Here is a 26,748-nt window from a genome sequence, read left to right as displayed (position 1 = left end):
TCCTGTCTGGAGCAACGACACGCCGCTGAGTGCCTGCTCAGGCGACCTGATCACGATGAAAATGGCTCACAGTGCCTGGTTGATGGGATCCCCGGCGGCAAAGTCGGCGCGGTCATAGTCGCGGTTGCGCCAGGCGATGCCGGTCCGTTCGGCGTGTTCCCGGTACGTCCGGCGGACTCGTGCGCCCTCCTTGCCTCGCAGTTGCTGCATGGTGAGGTTGGCGGTGTTCTCGCCTGGGAAGCGCATCGCGTACATGGTGCGGGCGACGGCGAGCCGGCGGTCGCGATGGCTAACGGCGGCGGCCTGCGCTACGAGCAGGCGGCTGGACGCGGCGAGTGACCGGCCGTGTGCGTAGTAGCGCACGCCCCGCTCGCCGACCCAGACGGCGGTGGCACCGTGGTCGGCAAGCAGGGCGATGGCCTGGTGGGTGATGCTGGTGCCCGGACCGAGTAGCAGGACACCTACTGAGGCGGCCGGAATGTGCACGACACCTTGATCATCGGTTGCGGTGATCGCGTTGCTATCTCGGTGGATCACGCTGCGTTCGAGGTAGAGGAAGCTGATCCGGTCCTCGGCGCGGGCGAGGTCGGCGAGTTCGGCTGGCGGCACGCCTGGGATCTTCATCGGTCAGCTCGGACTCAGCCGGTCGGGGCGAGGGTAAGCAGGCCGCAGCCGTACGCCTTGGCGTGCCCGATCCCGCTGGTCAACGTCTGGCGGAAAGCGTCCGCATCGGTGACCTGGAGGATGCCGTCGTACGTCACCGTGGTGAGGGTGACAGTACCCATGCCCCGTCTGAAGCTCTGCGTTTGGCGGTGGTGCAGCCGCAGGTTGGGCCGTCCGTCGTGTTGGGTCGCTAGGGCGAAGCCGTGCCGGCTGGCCCGGCTGGCCAGCCACTCGACCTGCTCCGGTTCACGGAGGTAGCCGAAGCGTTGTGTTTCCTTCGCGTCGGCGGTTTTGCGGCCGCTGTGGGTTGGGTTGGCGGTGAGTCGGAACGCCCACTGCTGGCTGGGGCGCAGCGAGCCGAGCAAACCGTCGTAATCACGGGTCGCCCAGGTTTCCGTGGTGGGCCAGCCGGCCTGCTCGACCAGGTGGGTGAGGTCGGGTCGGCCGGGGCTGACAATGTAGAGGTGCACGGTCGCGGTGGCCGGGGTGTCTAGCCGCCACAGGGTACGGGTGCTGGCCCGCTCGTGGTCCTCTGGGACGGCGAAGGCGGCGCGGACGGCCGCGTGCATGGCGTGTGGCGAGGAGAGCAGCTTCCGCGCGCCTCGGCGTGCCGGGTTGATCCGGAATCGGGTGAGGAACATGGTCATCCTCCCAGCAGGCTCAGCGGGTCGTGCTCGGTGACACCGGCCCGCTCGGCGAGGTCGTTGGTGACATCGACGTGCCGACGCAGCACCGACCGCCAGGTGTGTTGCCGATGCGCGGGGTCGAAGCTGACGGGCTCGTCGGGAACGGTCTCGGTGACCGGTTCGCCCGGTCGGGCGTCGCGGATGATCTCCAGCCGGACCGTATGGGCCGCCCGGCGCCGATACCAATCCGCGGCGAGCCACGGCCACGAGGTCAGCGCGTCGTCGAGGGTTCCGTCGTGTACGCCGAGGCTGATCGGACCGACCGGCGGGCATGAACGGCGCCCGAGATAGAGGGGAAAACGCGGCCGCGCCAACGCCTCCGCCAAGCCATGCAGCAACTCCCGGTCACCACTGACGGCAGCGAGGAAGGCCGCGTCGGACAGGTAGAAGCGGTAGGTCAGCGGCGCGCTGTCCCGCCCGTCGAGGGTGCGGGCGGTGTGGAAGTCCCGCAGGATCTGCCCGGGCTGGTCCAGCCTTACCCCGAACTCCAGGCCCAACAGCTCCGTGAGCGGCTCGGTGCGGCGGACACCCTTGGCGGCGGCCAGCAAGCCGATCACTCCGCTCTTGGTCGGTGCGACCTCGGTGCCCCGGCGGGCGAAGCGGCTGGACGAGCCCCACGACTGCAGCGGACCAGCCAGCCGCAGCAACAACACGCTCATGCGGGCTGTCCGAGCGCCACGGCGACCTGCTCCCCCACCCCGTTGACCAGCTCGCTGAAAGTGACCGCCTTGCCCAGGTCGGCCAGCACCGCAGTCTTGTCGCCGACCTGGGTCACCCAGCTGGCGACCGGACGCTCGCCGAACGCGTTCTCGACCGCGACGGTGTGCTTCGCCAGGGCTGCTGCGGCCAGTTCGACCCGTCCGACGGTGTCCGTCTCGCGAATCGGCGTTTCGAACGCGCCAACCAGGTTGATCGGCTGCGTGTCGCGCACCCGCACCATGACCGCGTCGGGCAGCGTACGGTGCGCGAACGTGTTCTGCTTGCCAGTAGGCATGCTGCGCGCGAACGCGACCAGGAACGCCTCGATCGCCGCCCGGGTGGCGTCGGCGTCGCCGAGGGTACGACGCAGCTCGTCCACGTCGACCGTCGCGTACCGGTACAGGGTCGACGAGTTGAACTCGATGGTGCCGATCATGCCGGCGCCGGTCTCGTCGGCGTCGGCCTTGCGGTCATCGACGGCGGTGAAGTAGTCGAACTCGTTGTCGACCGGGTGCACGCTGATGGCGTGTGCGACCTGGCACGCGGCGTCGACGTTGATGTCCGCCATGTCGGCCACCATCCGGCCGAACATGGCGACGTCGACGGAGTGTTCGGTGTTGGCCAGCGCCTTGAACCGGGCCTTGTCCAGGGCGGTGCCGGTGCGCGAGGCTTCCAGCGCTGCGGCGGCGAGGTTGTCCAACTGCCGGTGACTCAGGAACAGCAGGTACCCGGATTCGACGTCCTTCGCCTCGCCCTTCTTCTTCTCAGCCTTGGCAAGGCCGGACGCGACGAAGACCTGGGCGGCCATCGCGGACGCGGTCTCGTCGGACACGCTCGGGTCGAGGGCCTTGATCCGAGTCGCGAGCGACTCGCCCACGCGCTTGGTCCGCTCGCCGAGCTGGGAGCGGTCGAGCAGGCCGGCGAACGCCAGTCGGATCGCTCGCTTCCATGCCTGGCTGGACACCCGCGCGCGTCGTACCCCGCCGTAGACGGCGGTCTTCGGCGAGCCGGTGTCGTCGCGGTTGAGGTTGCTCGGTGGCACCGTCTGCAGCGCGTAGACGTCGATGATGGTGCGGCTCATGATGGGTCCTCCTCGGGGGCATCGGTGGCGGTGGCGTCAATGTCGGTGCTGGGGCGACTGCGGAAGAACTCTCGACCCCAGGTGGCCTGCACCTTCGGCCGGCCTGCGGGCCGGCGCAGGGTCTGCAAGTCGTCGGCGAGCAATCCGTAGTCGAGCGGGATCTGGGGCTCGCGCAGCATGGTGATCAGGCTGCGAAGGTGGTAGATGCTCTCGTGGTAGGTGCTGGCGGTGCCGAGCGCGGCGAAGCGGCGGCGCACGCCGTCCGGTCCGCTGGACTTAGCGACGAGGTCGGCCAGGGCATGACCCAGCCCTCGTCCGTCCACGTGCATTCGGTCGCGGCGCGACTGCTGGTGCAGCGCGTACAGGCTGACCGCGTCGTGTACGGCGTACTCGGCATCGGTGGCATCGTCGGACGGTTGGAAGCCCAACAGGCGCTCCGGCACCTGCATGTAGGACTCCAGCGTGTAGTCGAACCCGGGGACGCGGCCGATGGCGCGACGCAGTCGGGCAAGTGCGCTGACCGCCTCCGGCTGGGGCGGATCCCGCAGCAGCCGCACCTGCAGACCGCCGACCGTCCGGGCGACGTGTTCGCCCAGTTCACTGCGACGCCGTCCCCACGGCTTGCGGGCCAGAGACTCCGGCTGATCCATCTCAGTCATCGTCATACTGCTACCTCCTGCTCCTGACGTGAGGGTTGGGCCGCCATCGGCAACACCTTGGCCAGGCCTGCGCGGAACCACGCCTCGGCCTGCGAGCTGGAGTAGTGCACTTCCTTGCCCGTGCGGTCCGCGCCGGGCCGGCCGACCCAGGCCGCTGGGCCAGCGGCGGCGACCAGCTCACCGCCGATCCGCTCGACGCCCCGCCGCACCAGGCGCTGCCACGAGGCGCGCTCCGCTACCGAGTCGCTGTCGGGACCGAGCTGCGCCAGCCAGTCACGGAACGCGCGGTCCAGCAGGGCGTACGCGCGTTCGGCCGCCCGCTCGCCGTCCCCGCTGTCGGTATCCCGGCTGCCCGCGGCCCGTACCAGGTTGGTGGCGAGCCGGCGCAACATCCGGACCGCGGCCTCGGCGTCGGCAGCAGCGTCAACGGCCGTCGCACGCAGCGCCGAATGCTCGACCAGCAGCATCACGTTCATGGTCAGCGCGTCGCTGAACACCTCGTCGATGACCGCCTGCTGTGTGCCGTAGGTGGCGCTGGTGGCGCGGGGACGGACCTGGAAGTCCGACCCGACACCGCCGGTCACGGTCAGCCGAGCCAGCCACTGCACTACCATCGGCGACAGCCGCTGCGGCGGTTCGGCACCCAGCGGCGGTGGCGATGGCAGCAGGGTATGCAGTCCTCGCCACAGTGCTCGGGTGTGGTCGTGCGGCCGGGGCAGGTAGACCGGGGTCCGCTTCTGTTCGCGCTCGCGCGGCGCGCTGCGTCCCCAGACGCTCATCGGCTCCAGCAGATGCCGATCCTGCCATTCGAGCCGGTCACCATTGGAGATCATGGCTCCGGTGATGGCACGGGCATCGCCGAACAGCCGGATTCGTCGGGACTGCCAGGTGTAGAGGCTGAGCAGGCCGTACGGGCCGCGTGTCGAGTCGGCCTCCTCGACGGCCGTCTGCGGCTCGCGCTCCCATACCGGCAGGTCCCGCTCGTCGGCTATTTGCCAGTTGGGCGCGATCGGCACCAGATTGAGCAGCAGCGTCTCCAGCAGGGTCGCGCCCTCAAGGAAGACGCCGCCTAGCCAGCCGAGCGCGCTGGGGCCAATCGGGTAGCCCTTGCCGTTCTTGGCCCGTGGATCCCCGACCGCGCCTGTCTTGATGCCCGACGGGTCGTACGCCTGGCAGTGGACCAGCCAGCGGGCCGCCTCGGCCGGTGTAATCGACTCCATCCCCTTACCGGCCCGGCTGGTCAGGAAGGGCATGCCGTTGGGCACGTCGGCGATGAGCCGCTCCAGCCCGTACGTGTTGTTCTTCTCCGCCCGCAGGTCGGCGACCTGGTAGAACGGGTGCTCCGGGTGAAGGAGGTCGAACCGGTCGCGAAACGCGTCGAGGTAGTCCGCGATGTCCACCAGCGGGAGGTGGCGCTCTCGCCACAGCGCCTGCCAGGCAGCCTCCCCAGGTGGGCCGCCGGTGGCCCGATGCAGGATCGCCAGCGCCAGCCGGAGGATCGCGAACGTTTGCGTGGGGAGTTCACAAGCGATCAGGCGCACGTCGCCGGCCTGCTCGAACAGGCCCAGCAGCGATGCCTCGCGGCGCTGACCCGAGACGTCTAGCACCGGGATCCACGTCTCATCCAGCAGTGAGAATCCGGTTGGGTGCGGTGAGTCGGTCACCGACATCACCTCCTTTGTGGTCGAAGTGAATTCAGGCATCGGCGCGGATGACGCGCAGGCCTTCGTCCGGGTCGTAGTGCAAGTCGAAGCCGGCCACGGTGGCCCGTCCGTCCGCGTCGATGTCGAGCACGAGCTCGCCGGCCAGCCAGTGGCTGTCCTGCCATGCGGTGGCGTCGGTGCGCCGCTCCAGTTCGGCGATGACCTCGTCGATGACGTCTGCGGCGGTCATCGCGCGTGGCAGCGGCAGGGTGCAGCGCGCGATCTGCCGCGGCAGTGGCCAACGCGGGACACTGCCGGTCGACACCGCGATCCCGCCACCGTCGATCCATGGCGGGAGAACCAGGCCGTTCGGTGTCCGTACCAACAGCAGGACCTCAAGTGACTCGCCGTCGGTGTCGCGGACGTGGCCCCGAGCCGTGTGCTCGTCCGCGTCACCAACACCGCCGGAGAGCCACCCGATCAGCGGGACGCCACGCTCCGCGACCTCAGCCAAGCAGAAGCCGTTGGCCTTGAGCTCCTTGGCGACGATGTCGTCCCGCAGTCGCGCCTCCGCCTCGACCATCACAGGCTGCCACGACGCCGGGCCGACTGCGGCACCGCCGTACGCGGACTGGGTGAGCGACGCGATGTCCGCCGGCAGCCGCAGGGACGCGCCGTCGAGGTACGGCAGCAGAACGGCGGCGCTGCGCAGCAGCGTGGCGGGCTGGTAGACGCGACGTGAACCGGTGACCGGCTGCGGCGGCTCCTGGGGTCGCGTCCAGTCGGCGCCGGTGATGTAGCACGTGGGCACAGCGAGCCGGGCGGGACGGTCGCCGCGCGGGTGGCGGTGCAGCCGGCCGATGCGCTGCAGCACCAGGTCAACCGGGGCCAGGTCGGTGACCAACAGGTCGAAATCGATGTCGAGGGACTGCTCTGCAACCTGGCTGGCCACCACGACGTGCCGCTGTGGGCGGCTGCCCCTACCGGGCGGCCCGAACGTGTCGCGCAGCCAGCGGTCCTTCGCGGCACGGTCGACGGCCATGAACCGGGAATGCGCCACCGACACTGGAGTGTCCGGCCCGAGTGCCGCCCGTAGCTCCGCCGCCGTCTGCTGGACCCTCGCGACCGTGTTCCGTACGACGAGTGCGCAGCCGCCGTCCGCGAGCTGCCCGTGCAGCAGCTCGACCAGGGTGGGCAGGTCATCGTCCAGGCGTCGCAGCTGCACGGTGATGCTGCGGCCGGAGTCTGCGCAGGTGGTCGCGGTGCCACCACGCCCCGCTTCCGATGCGGTCACCAGCGGGTATCGCAGGTCGGTGCGCAGCGCCGCGTGGTGGTCGGCCCTCGGCTTACCCCGATCACGCCAGGTGAGCGGGGGCGGCGGTCCGAGCCGGCCGCGGTCGTACGCCTCCATCAGCTCAGCCCGGCGGTGCGCCGGCAGCGTCGCGGAGAGCACGACGACCGGCACGCCGTACGCCCCGAGCCACTCCAACGCCCGGTCCAGGAATCGACCCATGTAGACGTCGTAGGCGTGCGCTTCGTCGATGACGACGACCTTGCCGGCCAGACCGAGGTGGCGCAGCACCAGGTGTTTGCTGCGTAGCGCCGCGAACAGCAGCTGGTCGATGGTGCCGACAACGAAGCTGGACAGTAGCGTTCGCTTCGACCCGGCTAGCCAGGCGTGTACGCCGACGTCGGTGCCGCCCGCATCCTCGGCGATGCCACTGGGCAGCGACGTCGTTTGCAGCCGGTCGTACTCGGGGTTGAGCGCCGCCTTGCCGTGAGCCAGCCGCACGTCGCGGTCACCCCGACCGACCTGCGCGTCGGGCAACCGGAGCAGCCAGGACAACATCCGACCGAACATGGCGTCGCTGGTGGCCCGGGTGGGTAGGGCGAGGTAGCAGCCGGACGCCCCGGTGCGGCGGGCCAAGATCTCCACCGCCGCCAGCGCCGCCTCGGTCTTGCCCTCCCCCATCGCCGCCTCGACGATCATCATCCCGGGCACGGGCATGGTCGCGGCGAGTTCGGCGACGGTGCGCTGCACCGTGCGTGGCACCGCGCCGGCGGGTAGCTCGAACCGTGCCGCGAACAGCGCGTCCACGCTCGCCGGCGGCGCGGCCGGATGCCACGGTACGGGTAGGTCCAGCAGCTCCCAACCGGCCAGCAGCCGATCGGCGTCCGCGCTGTCGAGCGTGTACGGGAAGAATTCCTCGTTGCTGGCGATCCAGTCGGCGACGATGACGAGGCCGGTGAGGGCGGCCTGGGCCGGCTGTGACAGCGGCGCTTCGTTCCACTCGATGAGCCGGTCAGCTGCCCCCGACCGCTCGGTCATCCAGGTCAGCAACTCCTGCTGCACTTGCTGCCACGCCTGGTCACCGCGCAGGTGTGGGCGGACCTGCACGTCGCGGAGGCCCTCGTCGGTCGGCGGTACCCCGTGGTGCCGCCGACGACGACTGTGTACGGGTGCGGGTTGGTCCAGCCCTGCTCGTTCAGCCAGTCGGCCAGCACAAGTTGCCCGGCGGTGGCGTGCGGGGCGTAGCGGCGGTCGGCGCGGATCAGCTCTCGGTCGTAGCCGAGCCCGCGGTCGCGCATGCGCTCCGCCAACGCGTACGCCTGGCAGGCGAAGGCGGGCGTGGCCTTGCCGATGTCGTGCACGCCGGCCAACCAGACGGCCAGCGTGCGGGCGTCCGCGTCACCAGCGGGCAGTTCGTCGGCAATGCGGCGGCGCACGGCTGGGCTCAGCCAGTGATCCCACAGTCGGCCGGCCACGTCGGCGGAGTCGGCCAGGTGTCGCCACAGAGGCAGCCAGCCCACCGGCGACAGACCTCTGCGGTCGGTCTTGCCCCACACCGAGCGGGCCGCGTCGCCTAGCTTCGGGCCGCCGGCGACGATGCGGGTGCTCATCGTGCCCCCGGCAGCAGAGGGCTGGGCGCTCCGCTGTGCGACAGGTAGAGCACGTCGCGGGCGCGGGTCAGCGCGACGAACAGCAGGCAGCGCTCACGCTGCAGGTCCTGCATGTGGGCGTGTGGGTCCTCCGCCGCGGACGTCACCGCGTTCGGTGCGGGCAGCACGCCCGCGTCCAGTCCGGCGACCGCGAGGCACTGGAACTCCAGTCCCTTCATGCGGTGCATGGTGGCGACCCGCACCCCGTCGACGCCCCGCTTGTCGTCGGCGACGGGAATGTAGGCGTCGCTCAACGTCTTGCTGATGGTCTTGACGAGTTGCCCGGTGCGGGCGGCGACACCGACCGCGTGGGGCTCCACTCCCTGGTCCAGCCAGGTTCCCACCTGCTCGATCAGCGCCTCGAACTCGCCGTCGCGGCTGCCGTGCGCGGCGACGACGGGCGCGCCGCCGCGGGTAATCGAGCGGTAGCCGCGCAGTGTGTCGTTCTCGCCGTCGAGGCCGAGAGCGGCGTCGCCGTTAAGGACCTTGACCGACAGGTCCAGGATCTCGTGGGTGGTGCGGTAGTTGACGGTGAGCCGGCGGGTCCGGCCGCGCACCCCGATGCCGAGTTGGGCGAGCGACACGTGGTTGTCGTAGATGCGCTGGTACGGGTCGGCCAGCAGGAACATGTCGTTCGGCCCGGGTGCGACGAGGGCGCGCAGCAGCCGCCATTGTGCCGGGTGCAGGTCCTGCCCCTCGTCGACGACGACGTGCCGGTACGGGGCGGGTGACTGGCGCGCGATCGCGGCCGCGCCGTCGGCGAGCTGGGTATGGGTACGCAGGCGCCGCTTCGCCAGCTCGCGCGCGACGCCTTCGATCGCGGTCCACGCCTGATCCCGTTGGGCGGCGCGCAGCCCTTCACCGCGGCCCCTACGCGGGGCGTCGCGGTACTCCTCCAGGCTGGTCACCTGCTGTGCGAGCACCACCTGCTCCCACTCGCGCTTGAGGAAGGCGGCGCTGAAGCTGGTCACCCGGCCGGCTCGGTTCACGTACGTCGGCCCGGCCTTCGCGGCCTGCTCCCACAGCCGGTCCGTGACATCGTCCTCAGCGACCGCGACCCTTCCGCCGCGCGCAACGATCTCGTACGCCAGCTTGTCGACACTGACCACGTCGACGTGTGCCCGTACCTTCGGATCGGCGGTGAGTCGGTACAGCTGTTTGCCGAGTGCCTCGGCGAGCGCGCGGGTGAACGTCGTCAGCAGCACCTTCGAGCCGTCGTCCGGCAGCCCCTGCGCGAGGAAGACCGCCCTGTGTAGGCCGGTAACGGTCTTCCCGGTGCCGGCGCTGCCGGTCACCAGCGCCGGACCGCTGTAGACCTCCCGGTAGGCAACGTCGCGTTGGGTCGGGTGCAGGAAGGTGCGCCACACGTCGAAGGGGTGGGCGAGGATGGCCGACAACTCCACAGGGCCGGAGACAAAGGCGATCCGCTCTGGCGTACGACGAGCTGCGGTCAGGAGGTCATCGGTGTCGACACCCGACACGATCCGGTTGGCTACCTCGGCCCAGACATCCTCGACGGGCAGCCCGCTGGCTAGGCCACGCAGAACGTCGAGCTGCACCTCGGGCAGCCGCCGGCCAAGGCTTTCCAGCTGCTCGTCTGTGCTGATCAGCCGCAGCAGCGGCACCAGGTCCGGGTCCACACCGAGCCGACCGAAGTCGGCGTTGGACACGCCGTCGAACAGCCCGGCGGTGGGCAGTTGCGAAGGCGCGGTGGAGGCGAACTCCTCGATGCCTGCCTGATCGCGCATTTCGAGGACGCCGAGCGCCTGGTTGACGGTGAACCGCCGGCTCACCGCGAAGGCGACGGCGTCGTCGTGCGGCATGACGTTGAGCAGCGCGTACCTCTGCCCTCCGAGGGAGAGCACAACCCCTCGATAGAACTGGTCGATGCGGATGGTGCGGATGTTCGGATCCCGAGCCCCGGTCAGCTTCTCGAGGTGCAGGCCCGCGTGAGTGTGCTCGGCAAACTTGCCGATCGCTGCATCGACGGCGCGCTGTACCCGGCGCTCCAGCCTGGCGTAGGCGGGCAGAAACCCCCGGTCGATGGCCAACTCGGCCATACCATCCCCCCCGTCGTTGGTGCCTGAGACAGACCAAGGCGCCACAGCTGGCACCGCGACAAGCACGGGCAGCACGACCAGCCCTGGACCGTGCGAGGCGAAGGACAGCTCAGCCAGAGCTTGCCCTGCGATTGATCGACATTGAACCAGTCTGTGAAGCGTGTTTGCAAGGCATTTGCCCGTGCTGTCAGTTCACCGACACGGGCGCCGCGCACCACCAGGCATGCGGGCCACAGTGGGCGTTGGCGGCTAAACTGAGCCTCGTGCTGGCGGACAAGCGCCTCAAGGATCGGTACATCCTGAGCCGTTACCCATTGGCCCACAATGGGATGGGCGAGGTTTGGACGGCGCGAGACACGGCGCTCGATCGCGACGTCATAGTAAAGTTCGTCAACGCTGCGGCTTTGGATGTGGATCTGCTACGCCGGTTCCGACGCGAAGCGTTGCTGACCGCCCGACTTGATCACCCTGGAGTGCCCGCGGTCTACGATCTTGACCAGCACGACGGCCGCCCCTACGTCGTCCTGCAAAAGATCGACGGAATCACGCTCTCGGACCTGATCGCAGAGCATGACCCGATCCCGATCGGGTGGGTGGCAGCCATCGGGGCACAGATCAGCAGCGTTCTGATCTCCGCCAGGCAGGTCGGCCTGGTACACAGAGACATCAAGCCGAGCAACATCATGCTGGACGCGAGCGGCGCGGTGAAGGTCTTGGACTTCGGCTTGGCCGTCATACGCGACGACGACCGCTACTCGCGGATCACCCAGAGCGGACAGAGCCTCGGCACGGTCGGCTACATGGCGCCTGAGCAGATCCTCGGCGAGCCCACCGATCACCGCACCGACCTATACGGCCTGGGCGCCACGCTGTTCGATCTGCTCACCGCCCATACGCCATTCGACGGCGACACCACCGTGACCTCGCTGCGGCGCCAGTTGGACGACCCGCCGCCCCGTCCCGGCGCACTACGCCCAGAGATCCCGACAGCACTCGATGACCTGGTTCACTCGCTGCTGGCATTCCACCTACAGGACCGGCCGGCCGACGCCAGCGAGGTGTACACCGCACTGGCTCCGCTCGCCCAGGACCGGACACCATTGCCTGGAGTGGTCCCCGACCGCGTCGGCGCCGTACAGAAGTACGCCGCGATCGTCGGGCGGGTACCGCAGCCGACCCGCCACACCGTTACACCACCGCAGGCCCGACACGCAGACCTCGATGTGGAACAGGCCGCGAGGCAGGCGGAGCAATCCTATGCAGCCGGCAAGTTTCGCGCCGCCGCCCGCACATGGCGACGGCTCGCCGACTATCACGCGCAGCGGCACGGCGATGACCACCCGCTGGTGTTCGACCTCCGACTGCGCGCCGCCCGTGCCCACATGCCGCTCGGCGAGCACGACCGCGCGCTCCGCCAGCTCAACGCGCTGCTGCGGGACCGGATCCGGACGGATGGGCCCGAGCACCCAGCCGTGCTGGACCTGCGGCAGGAGATCGAGGACCTCAGCAAGGAACACACCGCACATCGGCCCCCTCGATACGTACCGAACGCGGATCGCTGAACGACCAGGGCAACAGCACCGCCTTCTGCTCCGGGAACCGGCCAACCTCGCAGTGGAAGATCCGCGCGCAATTCTGCCCACGCGTCTCGGTTGTCAGGGCACGCCGCGCGAGCGGCGAGTACATCAGGCTGTGTTTCAGCCAGGCCGCCTCCTCGCCGTGACGGTCGAACCCACGGCCGCTGGCCGCGTGCCCGAACGCATCGTGCACCGCACGGAACATGTCGTTCTCACCGTCACTGAGATACGGGTGCGGGTTACCGCTCGCCTCGCTGGCCCACACCTTCAGCCGGCGCTGCCGCACATCGTCGACCATGGACTCGACGTTCGCGTACGGATCCTCGTCGACGATCCGCACCGCCAGACCAAGGCCACCGAACTCGACCCGGCCCACCAGGAAGTGGTACTGCCGTACGGTCTCCTGGCAGAACGCCGCATAGGCCGCATAGGCCCGCTCGTCCCGGATCGGCGCGGCAATGTAGGCGTCCGCGATGGCAGCCCCCAGCATGGGGTCAAGGCGCACTCGCGCGAATACCTCCGGAGCGATGGTGTCACTGACGCCGGAGCCGTACCGCCGCGCGCCGGCGAGCAGGTACCCGACCGGCGGAAAGGATGTGGCCGAGGTTGTTGACAGCGCAGGTGCGAGCAATGGTGTTCATGGTCCTCCTTCGGTCGTTGAGATAGGACGAATCCGGTCAGCAGGTGGCTGCGACCTGCCGCAGCTCGGGGCTGTCCGGACGCTGGCCGGACGTCACGCGCTGCTCGCGGCGCAGCAGCTCGCCGAGCACGCGGATCTCCGAGGCCCGACGGTCCTGGTAGAACTTGGCGATCTTCCCGATGGTCGTGCTGTGTCCACGACGTGGCATGAATCCCCCTCAAGAGGGCTGGCGAACCGGAACTCCCAAGAGAGTACGGCTTGTGAACCGAGTACACAAGCGCCGGCTGCATGGTAGCGTTCACGCGTGACAACAGAGCGAGGCGCGGCCATCGGCGAGGCAACCCTGACCGCCAGCGGCATCGCGCGACTGGCCAACGTCGGCAGGGCCGCCGTGAGCAACTGGCGTCGTCGGTACGCCGACTTCCCGACACCAGTTGGCGGCACTCCAACCAGCCCGTTCTTCGATGCACGTGAGATAGAGCGATGGCTACGCCGACACGGCAAGCTGCACCAAGCCACCACCGAGCAATGGGCCTGGCGACACATCGAGAGCTACCAACCCGCAGCCCACATTACCGACGCCCTCGGCATCTCCGGCGCCTACCTGCTCGCCCGTTCCAGTCAGACCGCCGACACCGGCAGCGGCCTTCTCACCCCGACACAGCTCGTCACCCACCTGCGCGTACTCGACCCCCGCCTCGCCGAATTGGTCGCCAACCTGCTGCCGAAGCGGTGGACTCCGCAACTCACCACCATGCTGCGCACGGTCGACCAACTCAGCAGGGAACAGGACCCGGAGGCCGCCTTCGAGTACCTGCACAGCCAGTACGTGACCTCGGCTCACCCGCTGTCCGGCCTCGCCGGCACCCCGGACAGCGTCGCCGAGGTGATGCTGACTCTCGCCGGGTCCGGCGCCCGCACGTTCGACTTCACCAGCGGCACCGGATCGATCCTGCGCATGGCCGCCGACCGGGCGCTACAGCAGGGCGCCGTGACCCACTGCTACGCGCAGGAGATCAACCCGCAGTACGCCCTGATCACCCTGCTACGCCTCTGGTTCGTGCACCTACGCGCCCAACGCGCCGGGCACCCGGCGGCTCCACCCGCCGTACACGTCGGCGACAGTCTGCTCGCCGACGCCTTGCCCGACCTACGGGCCGACGTCGTCGTAGCAAACTTCCCATTCGGCATCCACGACTGGGGCCACGACCGCCTCGCCTACGACCCGCGCTGGACATACGGACTGCCCCCACGCACCGAACCCGAACTCGCCTGGGTGCAGCACGCCCTGGCCCACCTCGCCCCCGGCGGCACCGCCGTCCTACTCATGCCCCCGGCCGCCGCGCTACGCCCGGCCGGCCGCCGCATCCGCGCCGAACTGGTACGCCACGGAGCGCTGCGTGCCGTCATCGCCCTGCCCGCCGGCCTCATGCCGCCGACCGGCATCGGCCTGCACATCTGGGTACTCACCCAGCCCGATCCCCAGCAGTCACTCGCCGGAGGCCTGCTGGTCATCGACACCACCACCGCGACAGAAGGCCTCACGCTTCCCGAGATTGTTGGGACGGCGTGGCGTGCCTACCTGTCCGGCCACAACGCTGAAGCGCCCGGCGTCCATCGCACCATACCCGCCATCGAAGTACTCGACGATCAGGTCGACCTGACGCCGCAGCGCCATCTTCCCCAGGCCAACGAACTCGCCGCCGACCCGGCTCACATCATCACCAGAATCAGCGACTTCGGTCGACTCGTCGACGAAGTACGGCGCGGTCTCCCCTCCGTACGGGAGGCACAGACGGCAGCGCTACGCACGGCACCCCAGGCCGACGTTGCCGACCTGATCCGGGCCGGCAGCGTAGCCGTGCACCGGGCGGTTTCCCGTAGCCGATCAAGCGGCGCGACCGCCGATGGTTCCGTGCTAACCTCCGCCGACATTCTGACCGGTCGACCGGCGACCGGCACTGCCGCCCGCGCCGTGAGCGACGACCCCGGACCACGCATACAGGCCGGCGACATTCTCATCCCGGTCATCGGCCGCGAGATCATCGCCCAGGTAGCCACTCCCGAGCAGGTCGGAGCCGAACTGGGGCCGGGTGTGCAGTTGGTGCGCGTCGACATTTCCCGTTTCGACCCGTGGTTCGTCGCCGGCGTCATGTCCCGCACGGACAACCTGCGCGTCGCCGGCCGAGCCTCCAGCGCCGGCAGCGGCTCACTACGCATCGACATCAGGCGACTCACCATCCCCGTACTGCCGCTGGACCAGCAGCAGGAATACGGACAAGCCTTTCGCCGGATCGCCGAGTTCCGCGCCGGACTCGACCAGGCCGCAGCGGTCGGGGCCGCCCTGGCCCGCCAGATCAGCGACGGCCTCACCGCAGGTATCCTGGCCGTCACGTCCTGACCGGATTACGTCGGGCAGCCGTGCTGCGCTCTGCGCGCCGGCAGCGGTTGGCTGCCAGGCCTTCCGGGACGGCATAAGCAGCATCCCTGCTCCAACATCGCGGTATGTCAGGCCTCGTCGACAGCGCGTCCGCCATCGCGTCGGCACCGGCCCGGTGGATCGACCGAGACTCCCGATCTCTGTCGACGAGGTCGGTCCAGGTGCCCTAGCAGGACGGCGACGGCAGCACACCATCTGCGACTCGCTCTCAATCCGGTCCGGGCCCGCCAGCCTGGTCGAGGCCGCTGCGGTCGATGCCCGCCAGATCCGACATAAGATGCCCGCGGCCGTCGCCCTAACAAACTCCACGGTGTCGCCGTCGTCGACGAGGCGTTGGGCGTCGTCGCCTTCGCGGGCCGGCTCGCCGACAACGAGCTCATCCGCACCCTGGCTGACCAGACCGGCACCAGCAGGAACGGCCATCAGGCCCGTGATTCCACAGGCAGCCAGGTTCCCCCGCCCGAGCCAACGAACATCGGGCCTACGAGAATCCTGCCTTGGCGCGCAGCCGCCGGTAGCGCCAGTCCCTGCCATCCCCTCTGCTCTCAACCGGCCGCCGCCCACCGCAGCGGCTTACCGGCAGATTCGCAGCTTGCGGGTAAGCCCACCGCCATCAGAATTGGCGGCTGGCGCCAACTGCAGACCGACCATGCAATCCCCTATCCTGAGCATCAACGGATCAAGAGGAGGCGGCGAATGCCTTCGACATGGCTATCACCAAAGTCGCACGCTGCCACCCACTTCGCCGAGCAAACCGATCAAAATCCTCACTCTTGATCTCCAGAACCGCAGGTCACGAAGCCTGCTCCCCGCGCACGCGGGGGTGGTCCTGCACGCGATCGAATCTCGGGCCGGCGTGTACCCTGCTCCCCGCGCACGCGGGGGTGGTCCGACCGACACGGCCGTGCGGGCCTGGCAGGTCCGCTGCTCCCCGCGCACGCGGGGGTGGTCCGACGGCCCACGCGATCGTCCTCCAGGACCTGCTCCCCGCGCACGCGGGGGTGGTCCCACCAGGATCAGCTTCTTGTTCACGGTTGTTTCCTGCTCCCCGCGCACGCGGGGGTGGTCCGCAGAGTCGTCTGCGAGTAGGACTGGCCGGAGTCTGCTCCCCGCGCACGCGGGGGTGGTCCCCCCATCGGCGAGATCGTCGAGGAGGTCGTTGACTGCTCCCCGCGCACGCGGGGGTGGTCCTCGACAGAATCGCGCGCATTGCTGCCGCATCGTCTGCTCCCCGCGCACGCGGGGGTGGTCCGGAGCCGGAGGAGTGAGCGCCATCGCTGACGTTCTGCTCCCCGCGCACGCGGGGGTGGTCCGTCCGCTAGCCTGGTGCATTGTCGACGCATCCTCTGCTCCCCGCGCACGCGGGGGTGGTCCGAGCCGGAGGCCCGCCGCATGACCACCACCCTCCTGCTCCCCGCGCACGCGGGGGTGGTCCGCTGACGGTGGGGGAGTGTTGGGCGAAGTGGGGCTGCTCCCCGCGCACGCGGGGGTGGTCCCGCCAGGACCTGGCGGAATTCCTCGGACGCCTCCTGCTCCCCGCGCACGCGGGGGTGGTCCTGGCGAGTTCTTCCGAGAGGGAATGCCTCCGCCCTGCTCCCCGCGCACGCGGGGGTGGTCCCCAGAGTCGGGACGTCGGCCCCGTCGAGCCGGGTCTGCTCCCCGCGCACGCGGGGGTGGTCCCACCAACGGCGTACTCACCCAGCGCATCCGCACCTGCTCCCCGCGCACGCGGGGGTGGTCCCTGTGCCGTCGACCGGACCGCAGTGCCACCCAGCTGCTCCCCGCGCACGCGGGGGTGGTCCGTTACACCACCTGCGCCCGCCCACGCCACCCCCCTGCTCCCCGCGCACGCGGGGGTGGTCCCAGCTCGTCCCCGGGCGCGGGGTCGACATCCTTGCTGCTCCCCGCGCACGCGGGGGTGGTCCGCTGCCGTCACTGCGGGAACTGGCCGAGCTGTACTGCTCCCCGCGCACGCGGGGGTGGTCCCGCTGATCCGGCCTCGGGTCCCCACGCGGTGCTCCTGCTCCCCGCGCACGCGGGGGTGGTCCCACGAGCCCCGCCGCCATGAACGCGAGCCCAGGCTGCTCCCCGCGCACGCGGGGGTGGTCCAGTGCTGCACAACCTGATTGACCACCAGGCGCGCCTGCTCCCCGCGCACGCGGGGGTGGTCCTCCAGCACCAGCGCCGACAGGCCGCTGTCGGCCCTGCTCCCCGCGCACGCGGGGGTGGTCCGGCCGAGGGCCGGGAGGTCCGCGAGGACGAACGCTGCTCCCCGCGCACGCGGGGGTGGTCCAGGTCCACCCAGACCGGCACGGCGGCGTCGGGGCTGCTCCCCGCGCACGCGGGGGTGGTCCCGAGGCCCACATGGTCCACGAGCCGCCGGAGGACTGCTCCCCGCGCACGCGGGGGTGGTCCGTCGGCCGGGTCCGTCGTCCACCTGCCGTTCTGCTGCTCCCCGCGCACGCGGGGGTGGTCCTCGATCCGCAACACCCGATAGATCAGGAAGGCACTGCTCCCCGCGCACGCGGGGGTGGTCCCATCGCACGATCGGAGACACCCTGATGGAGATCCTGCTCCCCGCGCACGCGGGGTGGTCCTGCGCCGCCGCCGTGGGGAGTAGCTGCTCTGCCCTGCTCCCCGCGCACGCGGGGGTGGTCCCGACCCGCGCGCCTCGACGGTCGGCGACTGCGACTGCTCCCCGCGCACGCGGGGGTGGTCCCTGGTCGACGCCGCGCGCCGCGAGCTGGCCGGCCTGCTCCCCGCGCACGCGGGGGTGGTCCCTGGACCGCCGTGGTGGTCTTCCCGCTGCCTCCCTGCTCCCCGCGCACGCGGGGGTGGTCCGCGGGGGGGGGGGGGGGCAAGCCGGTGCTCGGTGTCGTTGATCTGCTCCCCGCGCACGCGGGGGTGGTCCGTAGGTCTCCTCGGTCTTGTACGGGCGGATGTGCTGCTCCCCGCACACGCGGGGGTGGTCCGACGGGCTGGCGTGGCATCCTGACGGGACCGACCTGCTCCCCGCGCACGCGGGGGTGGTCCGAAGTGGCGGAAGACCTGACGACGCTCATCGAACTGCTCCCCGCGCACGCGGGGGTGGTCCGCCGCCTCCGCCCTCGGCGACGTGTACCTCCGGCTGCTCCCCGCGCACGCGGGGGTGGTCCCCCGAACCCTGGGACTTTCTTCTCCCAGAGCGCCTGCTCCCCGCGCACGCGGGGGTGGTCCCTCGTTGCTCGGGTCGGCCTTGCCGTCGGCGACCTGCTCCCCGCGCACGCGGGGGTGGTCCGACGGCCGCATGGACCTCGGCCGGCCTGGTCGGCTGCTCCCCGCGCACGCGGGGGTGGTCCCCGTGACGGGGCCGGCCTGGTCGTGGACGGGGCCTGCTCCCCGCGCACGCGGGGGTGGTCCGGATCTTGGGGGCTACTGGTGGCGTGCAATGGCCTGCTCCCCGCGCACGCGGGGGTGGTCCCACCGACCACCGGTTCACCCCCGACAACCCCACCTGCTCCCCGCGCACGCGGGGGTGGTCCGTCCTCCCACGTCGGGTGCGCCGCCAGCAGGTCCTGCTCCCCGCGCACGCGGGGGTGGTCCAGCATGCCCCGGAGATCGGTGAGGCGATCTCCACGGCTCCCCGCGCACGCGGGGGTGGTCCGTCGATGACGGGGTCGCCCGGCTCGCCCCACAGCTGCTCCCCGCGCACGCGGGGGTGGTCCCTGCTGCGCCAGCATCCCGACCTCGCCGACATCCTGCTCCCCGCGCACGCGGGGGTGGTCCCGGGATCACCTGGCCGAGCGCCGCCCACATAGCCTGCTCCCCGCGCATGCGGGGGTGGTCCCGAGATCGGCCGGCTCACCGCCGAGAACGCGCGCTGCTCCCCGCGCACGCGGGGGTGGTCCTCCGCCACATGACGGGCCCACGTGACGATGTCGCTGCTCCCCGCGCACGCGGGGGTGGTCCGGCCGCCGAGGTCGCGGCGCTGCCCGGCGTGAACTGCTCCCCGCGCACGCGGGGGTGGTCCTGCCGGTGGCCGACGAGGGCGTGGCGGTGCAACCTGCTCCCCGCGCACGCGGGGGTGGTCCGCGCGGCACCCGACCGAACGCGCCGTGCCAGTACTGCTCCCCGCGCACGCGGGGGTGGTCCCCCACCTATGCCCACCACGCCCGCCTACCTGAGCTGCTCCCCGCGCACGCGGGGGTGGTCCGTTGATTGCCTCCGGGGCCGGGAGCGCCGGACGCTGCTCCCCGCGCACGCGGGGGTGGTCCTGATCTGGCACAGGAGTTCAACGCACAGCCGTACTGCTCCCCGCGCACGCGGGGGTGGTCCGCAGGTCGCCGCCGACCTCGCGCCGGCGCTGCTCTGCTCCCCGCGCACGCGGGGGTGGTCCGTTGCGAGGACCGCTCGACCTTCGGTCGGGACCCTGCTCCCCGCGCACGCGGGGGTGGTCCCGCCGACATCCTCTCCGGGGCGGGCCTGGAGATCTGCTCCCCGCGCACGCGGGGGTGGTCCCGAATCGAACTCATCGACGCTGAGTAGCTCGATCTGCTCCCCGCGCACGCGGGGGTGGTCCCGGTGCGCCGATCTGGCCGGCCGTGTAGCTGATCTGCTCCCCGCGCACGCGGGGGTGGTCCCGGCTCCTCCCGGTCCGGCCGGTCATTGGCATCCTGCTCCCCGCGCACGCGGGGGTGGTCCCTACGACCAGGACCGGACATGGATCGACGTGAACTGCTCCCCGCGCACGCGGGGGTGGTCCCACGCCCGGAAGGCTTCCGACACGGCGCCGGTACTGCTCCCCGCGCACGCGGGGGTGGTCCGCTGCTGCGGGCCGAGCCGATCGCCGTGCAGTGCTGCTCCCCGCGCACGCGGGGGTGGTCCCATCGTCGACTACACGGCGGTACGCGACGGCATCTGCTCCCCGCGCACGCGGGGGTGGTCCCATCGTCGACTACACGGCGGTACGCGACGGCATCTGCTCCCCGCGCACGCGGGGGTGGTCCCGACCTGTTGGACACGATCAACTATCAGTCGCTCTGCTCCCCGCGCACGCGGGGGTGGTCCGTTCCTCGGGCCGGCACAGCCGACGGCGCGGCTCTGCTCCCCGCGCACGCGGGGGTGGTCCGCTCTCTGGCGTGGTCCCCCCGGTCCCTCTCCCCTGCTCCCCGCGCACGCGGGGGTGGTCCTTGCGCCTTCCCCTTGTTGTCAGAATGGCTGTCCTGCTCCCCGCGCACGCGGGGGTGGTCCGTGGTCACGAAGGCCCTGGGCCAGCTCCCGCAGCTGCTCCCCGCGCACGCGGGGGTGGTCCCAACCGCGCCCCGTGGGGCGTCGCGAAGGAGGACTGCTCCCCGCGCACGCGGGGGTGGTCCGTACGTGCCGACCTCGCGCTGGCCGCGCCAGTCCTGCTCCCCGCGCACGCGGGGGTGGTCCTTCCGGGTCGGGCCGTATTCGTAGAGGAACGCGCTGCTCCCCGCGCACGCGGGGGTGGTCCGTGGTCGCAGGCCGGTGGCAGCAAGAACAAGCCCTGCTCCCCGCGCACGCGGGGGTGGTCCTCCCCCCGGGCGGCCCCACCGTCTTCCCCGCCGCTGCTCCCCGCGCACGCGGGGGTGGTCCGCGGATCGTGGCGCTGGGCACGGTGGTGGTCGCCTGCTCCCCGCGCACGCGGGGGTGGTCCGCCGGGCCGCACGGTGGGCCGGTACCGGCAGCACTGCTCCCCGCGCACGCGGGGGTGGTCCCGTCGCGCCCACCTGGTCGGTTCGGCCGATGCTCTGCTCCCCTCGCACGCGGGGGTGGTCCCTGCGCCACCGGCGGGTTCCGCAGCGCGGACAGCTGCTCCCCGCGCACGCGGGGGTGGTCCCTGAATAGCTCCGCTCAGCTAGTGCGGAGCAGGCTGCTCCCCGCGCACGCGGGGGTGGTCCGTCCCTGTGGCTCGGGGAGGACGGCGGCCCTCGCTGCTCCCCGCGCACGCGGGGGTGGTCCTGGACCGCATCGGCCCCGTGTGGCAGGCGATCGCTGCTCCCCGCGCACGCGGGGGTGGTCCCTGCTTTCCCCGCACCTGTCACGGCCCGCACGCCCTGCTCCCCGCGCACGCGGGGGTGGTCCGCGCGGCCAGCGGCACCAAGTTGGGGTCGCTGACTGCTCCCCGCGCACGCGGGGGTGGTCCCTGTGCTGCTGGTCAGGAACCCCGCACCACGATCTGCTCCCCGCGCACGCGGGGGTGGTCCCTTCGGCATGTCGAACTTGGGGTCTGACTTCGTCTGCTCCCCGCGCACGCGGGGGTGGTCCGGTCGCGGCGTAGACGCTGTTGATCTTGCTTTCCTGCTCCCCGCGCACGCGGGGGTGGTCCGGAACGCCGAGAGCGCGTCGCCCTGGTCATGAGCTGCTCCCCGCGCACGCGGGGGTGGTCCTGCCTAACGCCAAGCGGCAGCCCCAGAACGGGGCTGCTCCCCGCGCATGCGGGGGTGGTCCGTCGATAAAGGACACGTCGGCTTCCGCCTCAAGCTGCTCCCCGCGCACGCGGGGGTGGTCCCCAACCGGCGGGCGGCTGGTCCGGGGTGCTCCTCTGCTCCCCGCGCACGCGGGGGTGGTCCTGACCCGGGCGGACGAGGCCCTTGCGTGGATCGCTGCTCCCCGCGCACGCGGGGGTGGTCCTCAGGGCGTCCGGTTCTCCATCACCGCCGCGGGCTGCTCCCCGCGCACGCGGGGGTGGTCCCACGGCTGGCCCTGCTCGACCGCGCTCGCGCACCTGCTCCCCGCGCACGCGGGGGTGGTCCCGGGTTCGGCCGGGCGTCGGTGCCGTCACCGCGCTGCTCCCCGCGCACGCGGGGGTGGTCCTCGGCGGCCGGGGCCGGCTTGGCCGGTACGGACCTGCTCCCCGCGCACGCGAGGGCGGTCCGTCGATCACTGTCTGTAGCCCGCCGTATACCTTCTGCTCCCCGCGCACGCGGGGGTGGTCCTTCGCCGGGTGTGCGTACCGATCGTCTCGGTGGCTGCTCCCCGCGCACGCGGGGGTGGTCCAGGCTAGCCCCGAACAGTATGCAGGACATCAAGACTGCTCCCCGCGCACGCGGGGGTCGCGGGGGTGGTCCGGCCAACGTCGGGTTCGGGCCAGCCGGCCCCTTCTGCTCCCCGCGCACGCGGGGGTGGTCCACAACCGTGGACGCTGCTCACCAACGTGGACCCCTGCTCCCCGCCGCGCGCGGGGGTGGTCCGATGAGGGTGTCGTCGTCCTGGCCGTCGACGAGTTGCTCCCCGCGCACGCGGGGGTGGTCCCGACGAACAGACCACCTGCGACCGCTGCGGCCGCTGCTCCCCGCGCACGCGGGGGTGGTCCGTCGACCACGATCCGGGTCCGGCCGGGCCGCGCCTGCTCCCCGCGTACGCGGGGGTGGTCCCCCTGCCGGGGTCCGACCGACCGGGTGACCGGTCTGCTCCCCGCGCACGCGGGGGTGGTCCGTAGGTCACCGCGATGAGGACGCCGGCGCCGCCCTGCTCCCCGCGCACGCGGGGGTGGTCCGGGCCGCGAGTGGGGTCGGGTGCTGATCGCCGACTGCTCCCCGCGCACGCGGGGCTGGTCCGCTCCAGCGGCTCACGGTCGACGCCACTGACGCCTGCTCCCCGCGCACGCGGGGGTGGTCCGCACCCTCGCCGGCGTCCTCCGCCAGGATCGTCCTGCTCCCCGCGCACGCGGGGGTGGTCCCCCGGAGACCCCGCTCCGCTGACCCAGCCTGCACTGCTCCCCGCGCACGCGGGGGTGGTCCCGAGAAGGGGCGGCCCACGTGGACCCCACCCTTCTGCTCCCCGCGCACGCGGGGGTGGTCCCTGTCGTCGTGGGGCCCGAAGCTGGGGCGGATGCTGCTCCCCGCGCACGCGGGGGTGGTCCCCGCGAGCAGGTCCCGCTTCGTGGTTATGGGCACTGCTCCCCGCGCACGCGGGGGTGGTCCCCAGACGTTCGCAGACCTGGAGGTGGATCAGGTCTGCTCCCCGCGCACGCGGGGATGGTCCGTCCATGCCGTCGTACGGCAGACCCCACACCACCTGCTCCCCGCGCACGCGGGGGTGGTCCGGTAGGGGCTGAGGACCCGGTCGAGCAGGGTGTCTGCTCCCCGCGCACGCGGGGGTGGTCCCGCGACGGTGCAGGACGACGACCACCTACAGGTCTGCTCCCCGCGCACGCGGGGGTGGTCCCATGCCGGCGTCGGCCATCAGCGTTCTTGGTGCCGCCGAGCTCATCGTCGAGGTCAACGACATCGACTCCGGCCGACTCCAGTACCGCGCGGACGGCATCGACGAGCTGCTTGCCGGTGCCGTAGAGCAGACCCTCGCGGACCGTCGATGCCCCAGTTTCGGCTTCCTCGAGATCGCGCTCCAGCGCGCGTGTCGGCGAGTGACGTAGTCCGCCTCAAAAATTCGGTCAGCGCCGTTTGCACATCACGTTCACGGCGGGTCAAAAAGGTCTGGTCGGTCGCGAACTGACGCCTCGCCCGACGCATCGCGCCTGGGACGAACTCCGGCAGCGCCTGCTCCCGCAGCCACTGCGGGGGAAGTGGCCACGGCGTCTCAACGGGCACGACGTAACGCCGCTCGACACCATCCGGTGAGATCCCTGCCGCCACGACCGGCTCACCGAGCTCAGTCTCCAAGATCGGCACCAGAGTGCCCTTCGGCGGGATGCTGGACGCGCCCGTTGTACGACTCAAGCGTCGCTCCGCTGAGCGACAGACTGCGCCACAGAGGTGCCGGGTTGCAGTTCAACATCCGTAGTGCGAGCTGGCCGTCGGCGTCACCGAGCTCCTCGGCAGCCGGCACCCGCGCACCCTTGCCGATCGCCCGACTGCTGACGCTCGTGTAGCTCTGGCCGATAGGGACGGAGCCATCGTGTTGGAAAAGGACACTGCGCGGCTTGTCTTCGAGGTCACCGATCGGGCTGATCACCAGGGCGGTCTCGCCCCGGCTCTCGGCACCCTGCTGGAAGCAGTTGAACTCGTCGGCGCCCTGCCCGGAGTAGACGCTCGGCTGCACAGCCACTGCACACGACGGGCGCGGCCGGTCGAGAACTGTGGCCCCAGCTCCTCGAACTCCTGCGCAGCCTCGCGGAGCAGCTCGCGGCCGTCCGGGTCTAAGGATCGCAGCCTCGATCACCCGGCGGTCTCTACTTCCAGCGAGGTACCTCGCGTGGTTACTGCAGCACAGCACATGGACGCTCGCCATCCAGCAGGCCATCGGCCGAGACGCCCTTGGCAATCAGCAAAGCGGTGATCCAGGGCGCAGGGCTGGCCTCATCAGCGCCGTCCGGCCGTACGACGCGCGGCACGCCTGCCTGACCTACCTCGCCGGCACCGGAGTGCCCGGCCCTGGTCGCCCTGGTCGTGCGGAGCACCCCACGTGCATGGGAGGACGGCCTGGATCGCGGTCAGCATCACGAACGGGTCGGAGCACCCCCACGTGCGTGGGGAGGACAACACCGCCCACGTCGTGTCCGCGTTCGCCGTCGGAGCACCCCCACGTGCGTGGGGCCCCCCAGGCGGCTCGCGCAGGTTGGCACGTCGGAGCACCCCCACGTGCGTGGGGAGGACGCTGCGCCGCGTAGCGCGGTCCGCGCCTTGGCCGGTGCACCCCCACGTGCGTGGGGAGGACTTGAGGCGGGCCAGGAACCGGTCCGCCCACACCGGAGCACCCCCACGTGCGTGGGGAGGACTGGGCGAGCTGGGCGTCGTCGACCCCGACCGGCGGAGCACCCCCACGTGCGTGGGGAGGACGAGGTTCTCGCCCGGCTCGCCGCCCCAGCCGTCGGAGCACCCCCACGTGCGTGGGGAGGACGCGGCGCGGGCGGCCGGGTCGCGTCCGGTCAGCGGAGCACCCCCACGTGCGTGGGGAGGACTCAAGGCCAGGTTGCGGACCGAGGCCCGCCGCCGGAGCACCCCCACGTGCGTGGAAAGGATGCTTGCGACGGCGACTACCAACCGAGGGGTCATCGGAGCACCCCCACGTGCGTGGGGAGGACGCAAACAGGCCCTTGGCCCGCATCACCGCGTTCGGAGCACCCCCACGTGCGTGGGGAGGACAGCCCACACCGGTTATAAAGCCACAGGTAGTCCGGAGCACCCCCACGTGCGTGGGGAGGACCTCGTCCGCGTGCACGAGCACAAGGACCCGATCGGAGCACCCCCACGTGCGTGGGGAGGACCCACAGCTCGCCGCTCACCGGCGCCGGCGATCCGGAGCACCCCCATGTGCGTGGGGAGGACTACCTCCGGTTCGCCGACAAGCTGGCCGCCACCGGAGCACCCGCACGTGCGTGGGGAGGACAACCGCTTTCCGTTCGTCGCGTCCCCGTTGATCGGAGCACCCCCACGTGCGTGGGGAGGACTCATGTGGCCCTCACCTCCCCCAAGGTGGTGCCGGAGCACCCCCACGTGCGTGGGGAGGACGCCGTCCCGGTTACGCCAATGGGCGGTGACGTCGGAGCACCCCCACGTGCGTGGGAAGGACACTTCGCGACCTGCGGTTTTACCAGCCCTCTGGCCAGATGGTCTCGGGGGTGGGGGTGGCAGCGTCTGGGTGCTCCATGGGGCTCATTGCCACCAAAGTAAGGCCGTCGAAGTCGATCGGGCGGCGTCTGCGTTCCCCTGCGGTCCGTAGAGAGAAGCCTTGCTCGGTGTCGTCTGGGTGGATGAGGACGGCGGCACCGTCACCGACGACCGCGCTCGCGGCGTTCCATAGTTCGTCGCGGACCTTGGCCGAGAGGGTGCCAACGAACATGCCCGGGGTGACCTCGATCATCCAGCGGCTGAGCGCGCCTCGCAGATGGTCGGGTACGGCGGTGGTGGCGAGGACGACCATGGAAGCCATGTCAGTCCCAGGGGTCTGTGCCGTAGTTGACACCGGACGGCATGGCGCCCATCTCCGGGTCCCAGAGGGAGGTGATCTCGGCTGTGGGTTGCCGCTGTTTGGGTGTGCTGTCGGGGTCGAGCAGGCGTTGGATGTCGGTGACGATTGTCGGCATCAGCTTCAGCAGCCGGAACTCGTCCCGTAACTTTCGGCGTACGTCGCGTTCGGGTTGCGCGGAGGTGCTCATGGAGAAGGCGAGCGGCACGGTGACCTTTGCTTTGTAGAGGTCGGCGACGTCGTAGACGAAGGCGTGTTGGGTGCCGCTGTGTACGAAGCCGAGCGCCGGTGAGCAGCCCAAGGCGAGGATGACGGCGTGAACCACACCGTATAGACAGGTGCTGGCGGCTGACAGTGCCAGGTTGACGGGGTCCTGGGTGTCCCAGGCGTCGGGGTCGTAGTTGCGACGGAATTTGCCGGTTCGGTATTTCTGTGCGAGCAGCCGGTAGAGCGTCTTCATGCGTTGGCCCTCCTTGCCGCGGAGCTGGGCCAGTGTGGTGCCTTCGGGTACGGACTCGCCGAAGCGGTGTTCGTACATACGTACCGCCACCTGCAGCCGGCTGTTGTCGTCGGCCCAGCATCGGGCCTGCTTCTCAAGCCAGTTGGTGGTCAGGGATGTGGGCGTGATCCCGGCGTAGCAGCGGACGACGCCGGAGCCGACGCAGACGACGGTGGTGCCGTGTCGGGCCAGGGTGGTGTCAAGCCCCGGGTTTGATGGAGAGTTGGTTAGCTGGTTTTCAGGGGTGCGGTGACCGGCTGGGTCATCGCGTGTAGCGCCTCGTACTCGGCGG

17 protein-coding genes and 2 CRISPR repeat arrays are annotated in these 26,748 nt (G+C 70.9%); of the genes, 3 read left to right on the top strand and 14 right to left on the bottom strand.

Translation table 11 applies throughout. The annotated features are described in order from the left end of the window. Positions 1 to 66 precede the first annotated feature (66 nt). From cas1e (ACZ6O2_RS23175) to ACZ6O2_RS23135, 9 genes are read right to left on the bottom strand one after another with little or no spacing between them, the layout of a single operon-like run. Positions 67 to 624 carry a type I-E CRISPR-associated endonuclease Cas1e gene (cas1e, locus tag ACZ6O2_RS23175; RefSeq protein ID WP_466024237.1) on the bottom strand — a complete coding sequence of 186 codons (558 nt, stop codon included), beginning with the start codon at positions 622 to 624 and terminating at the stop codon, positions 67 to 69. 14 nt (positions 625 to 638) lie between these two features. Then, positions 639 to 1,304 (bottom strand): type I-E CRISPR-associated protein Cas6/Cse3/CasE, encoded by a 666-nt coding sequence (gene cas6e / locus ACZ6O2_RS23170; RefSeq protein WP_466024236.1) that lies wholly within the window; start codon positions 1,302 to 1,304, stop codon positions 639 to 641. 2 nt (positions 1,305 to 1,306) lie between these two features. Continuing rightward, the gene (gene cas5e, locus ACZ6O2_RS23165; RefSeq protein ID WP_466024235.1) at positions 1,307 to 2,008 is read right to left on the bottom strand and encodes a type I-E CRISPR-associated protein Cas5/CasD; all 702 of its coding nucleotides are present in this window, start codon (positions 2,006 to 2,008) and stop codon (positions 1,307 to 1,309) included. Next, entirely contained in the window at positions 2,005 to 3,129 is a 1,125-nt protein-coding gene (gene cas7e / locus ACZ6O2_RS23160) for a type I-E CRISPR-associated protein Cas7/Cse4/CasC (protein ID WP_466024234.1), read from the bottom strand. Before cas7e ends, cas5e begins: the two co-directional genes overlap by 4 nt. Continuing rightward, positions 3,126 to 3,788, bottom strand: coding sequence for a type I-E CRISPR-associated protein Cse2/CasB (casB, locus tag ACZ6O2_RS23155; RefSeq protein WP_466024233.1), 663 nt, complete (start codon positions 3,786 to 3,788; stop codon positions 3,126 to 3,128). Before casB ends, cas7e begins: the two co-directional genes overlap by 4 nt. 2 nt (positions 3,789 to 3,790) lie before the next feature. Further along, a complete protein-coding gene (gene casA / locus ACZ6O2_RS23150) occupies positions 3,791 to 5,458 on the bottom strand; it encodes a type I-E CRISPR-associated protein Cse1/CasA (protein WP_466024232.1) in 1,668 nt (555 codons plus the stop codon). Between the two features lie 25 nt (positions 5,459 to 5,483). Then, positions 5,484 to 7,829 (bottom strand): CRISPR-associated helicase Cas3', encoded by a 2,346-nt coding sequence (gene cas3, locus ACZ6O2_RS23145; protein WP_466024231.1) that lies wholly within the window; start codon positions 7,827 to 7,829, stop codon positions 5,484 to 5,486. Continuing rightward, the gene (locus ACZ6O2_RS23140) at positions 7,766 to 8,332 is read right to left on the bottom strand and encodes a CRISPR-associated endonuclease Cas3'' (protein ID WP_466024230.1); all 567 of its coding nucleotides are present in this window, start codon (positions 8,330 to 8,332) and stop codon (positions 7,766 to 7,768) included. The genes cas3 and ACZ6O2_RS23140 overlap by 64 nt, the downstream gene beginning before the upstream one ends. Further along, positions 8,329 to 10,431, bottom strand: coding sequence for a UvrD-helicase domain-containing protein (locus ACZ6O2_RS23135; protein ID WP_466024229.1), 2,103 nt, complete (start codon positions 10,429 to 10,431; stop codon positions 8,329 to 8,331). Before ACZ6O2_RS23135 ends, ACZ6O2_RS23140 begins: the two co-directional genes overlap by 4 nt. Before the next feature lie 263 nt (positions 10,432 to 10,694). Between ACZ6O2_RS23135 and ACZ6O2_RS23130 the strand changes: the two genes are divergently transcribed. Then, positions 10,695 to 11,993, top strand: coding sequence for a protein kinase domain-containing protein (locus ACZ6O2_RS23130; RefSeq protein ID WP_466024228.1), 1,299 nt, complete (start codon positions 10,695 to 10,697; stop codon positions 11,991 to 11,993). Here ACZ6O2_RS23130 and ACZ6O2_RS23125 read toward each other — a convergent pair. Together ACZ6O2_RS23125 and ACZ6O2_RS23120 are read right to left on the bottom strand one after the other, a co-directional pair. Beyond that, the gene (locus tag ACZ6O2_RS23125) at positions 11,935 to 12,639 is read right to left on the bottom strand and encodes a hypothetical protein (protein ID WP_466024227.1); all 705 of its coding nucleotides are present in this window, start codon (positions 12,637 to 12,639) and stop codon (positions 11,935 to 11,937) included. The two genes, ACZ6O2_RS23130 and ACZ6O2_RS23125, sit on opposite strands and share 59 nt — an antisense overlap. Positions 12,640 to 12,685: 46 nt before the next feature. Continuing rightward, positions 12,686 to 12,856 (bottom strand): hypothetical protein, encoded by a 171-nt coding sequence (locus tag ACZ6O2_RS23120; protein WP_466024226.1) that lies wholly within the window; start codon positions 12,854 to 12,856, stop codon positions 12,686 to 12,688. A 96-nt stretch (positions 12,857 to 12,952) separates the two neighbouring features. Between ACZ6O2_RS23120 and ACZ6O2_RS23115 the strand changes: the two genes are divergently transcribed. Together ACZ6O2_RS23115 and ACZ6O2_RS23110 are read left to right on the top strand one after the other, a co-directional pair. Next, on the top strand, positions 12,953 to 15,049 hold the full coding sequence (locus tag ACZ6O2_RS23115; protein WP_466024225.1) for an HsdM family class I SAM-dependent methyltransferase: 2,097 nt from the start codon (positions 12,953 to 12,955) through the stop codon (positions 15,047 to 15,049). 841 nt (positions 15,050 to 15,890) lie between these two features. Further along, positions 15,891 to 22,219: direct repeats of the CRISPR family, unit length 28 nt; unit sequence CTGCTCCCCGCGCACGCGGGGGTGGTCC. Positions 22,220 to 22,313: 94 nt separating this feature from the next. Next, positions 22,314 to 23,257: a CRISPR direct-repeat array (repeat unit 28 nt; unit sequence CTGCTCCCCGCGCACGCGGGGGTGGTCC). Between the two features lies 1 nt (position 23,258). Then, positions 23,259 to 23,465 carry a hypothetical protein gene (locus ACZ6O2_RS23110; RefSeq protein ID WP_466024224.1) on the top strand — a complete coding sequence of 69 codons (207 nt, stop codon included), beginning with the start codon at positions 23,259 to 23,261 and terminating at the stop codon, positions 23,463 to 23,465. A 236-nt stretch (positions 23,466 to 23,701) separates the two neighbouring features. Here ACZ6O2_RS23110 and ACZ6O2_RS23105 read toward each other — a convergent pair whose 3' ends face one another. From ACZ6O2_RS23105 to cas1e (ACZ6O2_RS23095), 3 genes are all read right to left on the bottom strand, one after another. Further along, a complete protein-coding gene (locus ACZ6O2_RS23105; protein ID WP_466024223.1) occupies positions 23,702 to 24,091 on the bottom strand; it encodes a hypothetical protein in 390 nt (129 codons plus the stop codon). 1,488 nt (positions 24,092 to 25,579) lie between these two features. Beyond that, a complete protein-coding gene (gene cas2e / locus ACZ6O2_RS23100) occupies positions 25,580 to 25,912 on the bottom strand; it encodes a type I-E CRISPR-associated endoribonuclease Cas2e (RefSeq protein WP_466024222.1) in 333 nt (110 codons plus the stop codon). A gap of 10 nt (positions 25,913 to 25,922) precedes the next feature. Continuing rightward, a partial coding sequence (gene cas1e / locus ACZ6O2_RS23095) for a type I-E CRISPR-associated endonuclease Cas1e (protein WP_466024221.1) occupies positions 25,923 to 26,748 on the bottom strand: 826 nt, incomplete at its 5' end.

The sequence above is a fragment of the Micromonospora sp. NPDC048040 genome (genome assembly GCF_055587185.1).
This window is presented reverse-complemented; position numbering and strand designations above follow the sequence as displayed.

Excerpts from the sequence above, each read along its gene's own strand:
- cas1e (WP_466024237.1), bottom strand. The coding sequence starts at position 624 with ATGAAGATCCCAGGCGTGCCGCCAGCCGAACTCGCCGACCTCGCCCGC.
- cas6e (WP_466024236.1), bottom strand. The coding sequence starts at position 1,304 with ATGTTCCTCACCCGATTCCGGATCAACCCGGCACGCCGAGGCGCGCGG.
- cas5e (WP_466024235.1), bottom strand. The coding sequence starts at position 2,008 with ATGAGCGTGTTGTTGCTGCGGCTGGCTGGTCCGCTGCAGTCGTGGGGC.
- cas7e (WP_466024234.1), bottom strand. The coding sequence starts at position 3,129 with ATGAGCCGCACCATCATCGACGTCTACGCGCTGCAGACGGTGCCACCG.
- casB (WP_466024233.1), bottom strand. The coding sequence starts at position 3,788 with ATGACTGAGATGGATCAGCCGGAGTCTCTGGCCCGCAAGCCGTGGGGA.
- casA (WP_466024232.1), bottom strand. The coding sequence starts at position 5,458 with ATGTCGGTGACCGACTCACCGCACCCAACCGGATTCTCACTGCTGGAT.
- ACZ6O2_RS23140 (WP_466024230.1), bottom strand. The coding sequence starts at position 8,332 with ATGAGCACCCGCATCGTCGCCGGCGGCCCGAAGCTAGGCGACGCGGCC.
- ACZ6O2_RS23135 (WP_466024229.1), bottom strand. The coding sequence starts at position 10,431 with ATGGCCGAGTTGGCCATCGACCGGGGGTTTCTGCCCGCCTACGCCAGG.
- ACZ6O2_RS23120 (WP_466024226.1), bottom strand. The coding sequence starts at position 12,856 with ATGCCACGTCGTGGACACAGCACGACCATCGGGAAGATCGCCAAGTTC.
- ACZ6O2_RS23110 (WP_466024224.1), top strand. The coding sequence starts at position 23,259 with ATGCCGGCGTCGGCCATCAGCGTTCTTGGTGCCGCCGAGCTCATCGTC.
- cas2e (WP_466024222.1), bottom strand. The coding sequence starts at position 25,912 with ATGGTCGTCCTCGCCACCACCGCCGTACCCGACCATCTGCGAGGCGCG.